This window comes from Alterinioella sp. (assembly GCF_058343375.1).
Window position 1 is genome coordinate 1 of sequence record NZ_JBTUJH010000062.1, and the last position, 4,004, is coordinate 4,004.

4 protein-coding genes and 2 pseudogenes are annotated in these 4,004 nt (G+C 58.4%); 5 read left to right on the top strand and 1 reads right to left on the bottom strand.

Annotated elements, in window-relative coordinates:
- From ACW8PS_RS09200 to ACW8PS_RS09220, 5 genes and pseudogenes are all read left to right on the top strand, one after another.
- Positions 1-276: pseudogene (locus ACW8PS_RS09200) on the top strand (hypothetical protein); the annotation flags it as partial.
- A 67-nt stretch (positions 277-343) separates the two neighbouring features.
- Positions 344-1,369 (top strand): NAD-dependent epimerase/dehydratase family protein, encoded by a 1,026-nt coding sequence (locus ACW8PS_RS09205; RefSeq protein WP_491527072.1) that lies wholly within the window; start codon positions 344-346, stop codon positions 1,367-1,369.
- Positions 1,370-1,432: 63 nt separating this feature from the next.
- Complete coding sequence (locus ACW8PS_RS09210) at positions 1,433-2,740, top strand: UDP-glucose dehydrogenase family protein (protein WP_491527073.1); 1,308 nt, start codon at positions 1,433-1,435, stop codon at positions 2,738-2,740.
- Positions 2,741-3,011: 271 nt separating this feature from the next.
- A complete protein-coding gene (locus tag ACW8PS_RS09215) occupies positions 3,012-3,326 on the top strand; it encodes a hypothetical protein (RefSeq protein ID WP_491527074.1) in 315 nt (104 codons plus the stop codon).
- 338 nt (positions 3,327-3,664) lie between these two features.
- Positions 3,665-3,865: pseudogene (locus ACW8PS_RS09220) on the top strand (transposase); the annotation flags it as partial.
- A gap of 8 nt (positions 3,866-3,873) precedes the next feature.
- Here the strand turns inward: ACW8PS_RS09220 and ACW8PS_RS09225 are convergent.
- A partial coding sequence (locus ACW8PS_RS09225; protein ID WP_491527075.1) for a transposase occupies positions 3,874-4,004 on the bottom strand: 131 nt, incomplete at its 5' end.

Below are 4,004 nucleotides of genomic sequence, written 5' to 3' on the forward strand. Positions count from 1 at the left end.
CTGAGTGGCGGATCCGGAGATAATATCCTCTTTGGCGGCATCGGCGCTGATTTCTTCGTCTTTGACACCAACGATGGCGGCACGCAAACAATTGCCGATATGGAGGCCTGGGATACCGTCGAGATCGCAAACTCAGGCTATGCCAGTGCCAATGCCCTGATCGCGGCCCTCACCCAGGATGGCAACGATGTCCTGCTCAACGACAATGGCACCACGATCCGGTTCGAGAACATCACCCTCAGTCAGTTCGATACCGATATGTTCGTCTTCGTCTGAAGCGGGATTGGAGGGCTGAAGTGGTCCTGCTAAGGCTGTGGCGTCAGCCCCAGCAAGAGGAGCCATCATGCCCCCTGCCCCGCGCCGCGCGCTCGTTACCGGATCTTCCGGCTTCATTGGATACCATCTCTGCCAGCAACTGTTGGCGGATGGCTGGCAGGTTATCGGTATTGACGCGCTTACCGATTATTATGACGTTTCGCTGAAGGAACGCCGCCAGGCCATGTTGCTGCAATCACCGTTGTTTCGCACCGAAACAGCCCGGATCGAGGCCCCCGGCGTGCTGGAGGCGCTTTTTGTCATCCACAAACCGCAGGCGGTGATCCACCTCGCGGCACAGGCCGGCGTGCGTTACTCGATCGAAAACCCGGAAAGCTATGTTGAAGCGAATCTTATCGGCACCTTCCGTCTGCTCGAAGCCGCCCGCGCACATCCGCCCGCCCATATGCTTCTGGCCTCGACCAGTTCGGTCTATGGCGCAAATGTCGAAATGCCTTATGCAGAGACGCAAAAGACCGATTACCAGATGTCCTTCTATGCGGCCACCAAGAAGGCGAATGAGGCGATGGCGCATAGCTATGCGCATCTCTATGACCTGCCCACGACCATGTTCCGTTTCTTCACGGTCTATGGCCCCTGGGGGCGCCCTGACATGGCGCTTTTCAAGTTCACCAAGGCGATCCTCGAAGGCCAGCCCATCGACATCTACAACCATGGGCAGATGCGCCGCGATTTCACCTATGTCGGCGATCTGGTCGACGGGATTATCCGGCTGATCGACGTGCCCCCTGCCCGTCCCGCGACGCCCGAGGATAGTCCCGAGGGTGATAGCCTGTCCCCCGTCGCGCCGTTTCGCATCGTCAATATCGGCAATTCCGAGCCCGTGCCGCTGATGGATTTCATCGAAGCCGTTGAAGCCGCCCTGGGCCAGACCGCTGAAAAGAACTTCATGGAGATGCAGCCCGGCGATGTTCCTGCCACCTGGGCCGATACCAGATTGTTGCAACGCTTGACCGGGTATCGTCCCGAAACGCAGATGACCGACGGCGTGGCGCGGTTTGTGGACTGGTATCGCAGCTATTACGGCGTTTGAGCGCTCGTTTTCGTGGCCCCACGATGCTAGGATTCCCGAAAAGGGCAAAAGGGCAGTCACAAGATGCGTATCGCTATGATTGGAACGGGCTATGTCGGCCTGGTCTCGGGTGTCTGTTTTTCCGATTTCGGCCATGACGTGATTTGCGTCGACAAGGATCCGGCCAAGATCGCGCGGCTGGAGGCGGGCGAGGTTCCGATCTATGAGCCGGGGCTGGAACAGCTTATGGTCAAGAACGTTAAGGCCGGGCGGCTTTCCTTCACCACCGATCTGGCCGGGGCCGTTGACGGGGCCGAAGCGGTTTTCATCGCCGTCGGCACCCCCACACGGCGCGGTGATGGCCATGCCGATCTGACCTATGTGATGGCCGCCGCGCAGGAGGTTGCAAAAGCGCTTACCGGCTATGCCGTCATCGTCACCAAATCCACCGTGCCCGTGGGCACCAACCGCAAGGTCAAGCAGGCCATCCTGAAAGCGGTGCCTGATGCGAAATTCGACGTCGCCTCGAACCCCGAATTTCTGCGCGAAGGCGCCGCGATTGACGATTTCATGAAACCCGACCGGGTGATTATCGGTGTTCAGAACAAGCGCGCCGGCGCGGTGATGAAGGAGATCTACCGCCCGCTTTACCTGCGCGATTTTCCCATCGTCGCCACCAATCTGGAAAGCGCCGAGATGATCAAATACGCCGCCAATGCATATCTGGCGACCAAGATCACCTTCATCAATGAAATCGCGGCGCTCTGCGAACGCGTCGGTGCCGATGTCAAGGAGGTGAGCCGTGGCATGGGGCTGGATGGCCGCATCGGCAACAAATTCCTGCATGCAGGCCCCGGCTATGGTGGCTCGTGCTTTCCCAAGGATACCACGGCGCTGGCGCGGATCGGCCAGGAACACGCGGTGCCGCAAAATATCGTCGAAACCGTGATCCGGGTGAATGAGGCCATCAAGCTCAGGATGATCGAAAAGCTGCGCGACCTTTGCGACGGCAATTTCAACGGCAAAATCATCGCGGTTCTGGGTGTCACATTCAAACCCAATACCGACGATATGCGCGCGGCAGCCGCACTGACTGTGGTCCCGGCGCTGGTGGGCTCGGGTGCCAAGGTGCGCGTGGTCGATCCGCAGGGCCAACGCGAGGGCGAGGCGCTGCTGCCGGGTGTCAACTGGATGGACGATCCTTACAAGGCGGTGAACAACGCCGATCTGCTGGTGATCCTGACCGAATGGAACGAATTCAGGGCGCTGGATCTTGCCAGGATAGCCAAGAAGATGGCCGCGCCCCGGATGGCCGATCTGCGCAATATATATTCCGCAAAAGATGCCAAACGGGCCGGGTTCGAGGCCTATGACGCCGTCGGGCGTGCGTGAAGCTAAAGCGTCGAGCCTGACTATTGAATCGATAGAATTCCTTTGAGTTCAGTTTTGTGATTCACTCCGATTGGGGAGATGGATCATGGCAGCAGCTTTACCAATGGCACTTCGGGCGCGGTTTCAAGAATACGTTGAGGAAGGGTTGAGTGGTCGTGCGTCAGCCGCACGCTTATAGCGCGTCGCGCTTGATCGGATTCGAGCATTCATCACCCGGACCGAGGCAGCGTTCGCGCAATCGAATGCGTTCGGGCCGGCCGGTGAATTCGATTTGGCGCGACGCGCTCTAAAACTTTCGGCGGCCACCGGCGTTCGCTGGCTTCGGCGGATCCGTGAGCGCGGGGATGCCACGCCGGATGTCCAGGGACGGCCAAAAGGGAACGGCAAACTCGCGCGTCACCGTGGGTTTCTTGAGGAGCTGGTCGCGCAGGATGGTGACATCACATTGCCGGAACTGGCCGGGGTGTTAAAGGCCGCCACGGATGTTGTCGCGCATCCTGCATCTATCGGCCGGTTCCTGCGCACACTCGGTTACACGTACAAAAAAAATCACTGGTGGCCACCGAACGGCTCCGCGCTGGTGTAAGGCAGCGTCGTCGAGACTGGTTCAGGCCCCGTATTGCGACCATGCAAACCTATCCGGAACGGCTTGTCTTCATTGACGAAACTTCCGTGAAGACCAATTTGACCCGACTACGTGGGCGCAGTCTATGCGGAAACCGTCTGGAAATGGATGCACCGTTTGGAGCATGGGGCACTCAGACGTTCATCGCAGGCCTGACGCAGGACACCTGATCGCGCCATGGGTCATTAAAGCACATCTGGGAATAGCTGGGACAGGGTGCATCGCTTGACGCGTTGAAATCTTTGATTTCAGGCAGCGTTAAGTGATTCAGGTTTTCCGAGACGTGCTATAAGGGTGCGAGGGATGGTGCAGCCTTTGAACTCTACGTTCGTGATGTCCTTGCCCCGGATCTGCAGCCGGGCACTGTCGTCATTTGCGACAAGCTTGCCGCCCATTACAATAAGGCGGCCGCAGAAGCCTTGCGGGACGTCGGATGTTGGTTCCTTTACCTGCCGCCGTACTCACCCGATCTCAACCCCATTGAAATGGCCTTCTCATAACTCAACCACTACCGGCTGGTGCCGGTAGGATGTTCGATGTGGTTTTCCAGGTACTGAAGTACAAGGTCTTCGGTAATGACACCGTTGGTGGTTGAAAAGTACCCGCGGCCCCAAAAGTGGCATCCCCAATAGCGCTTCT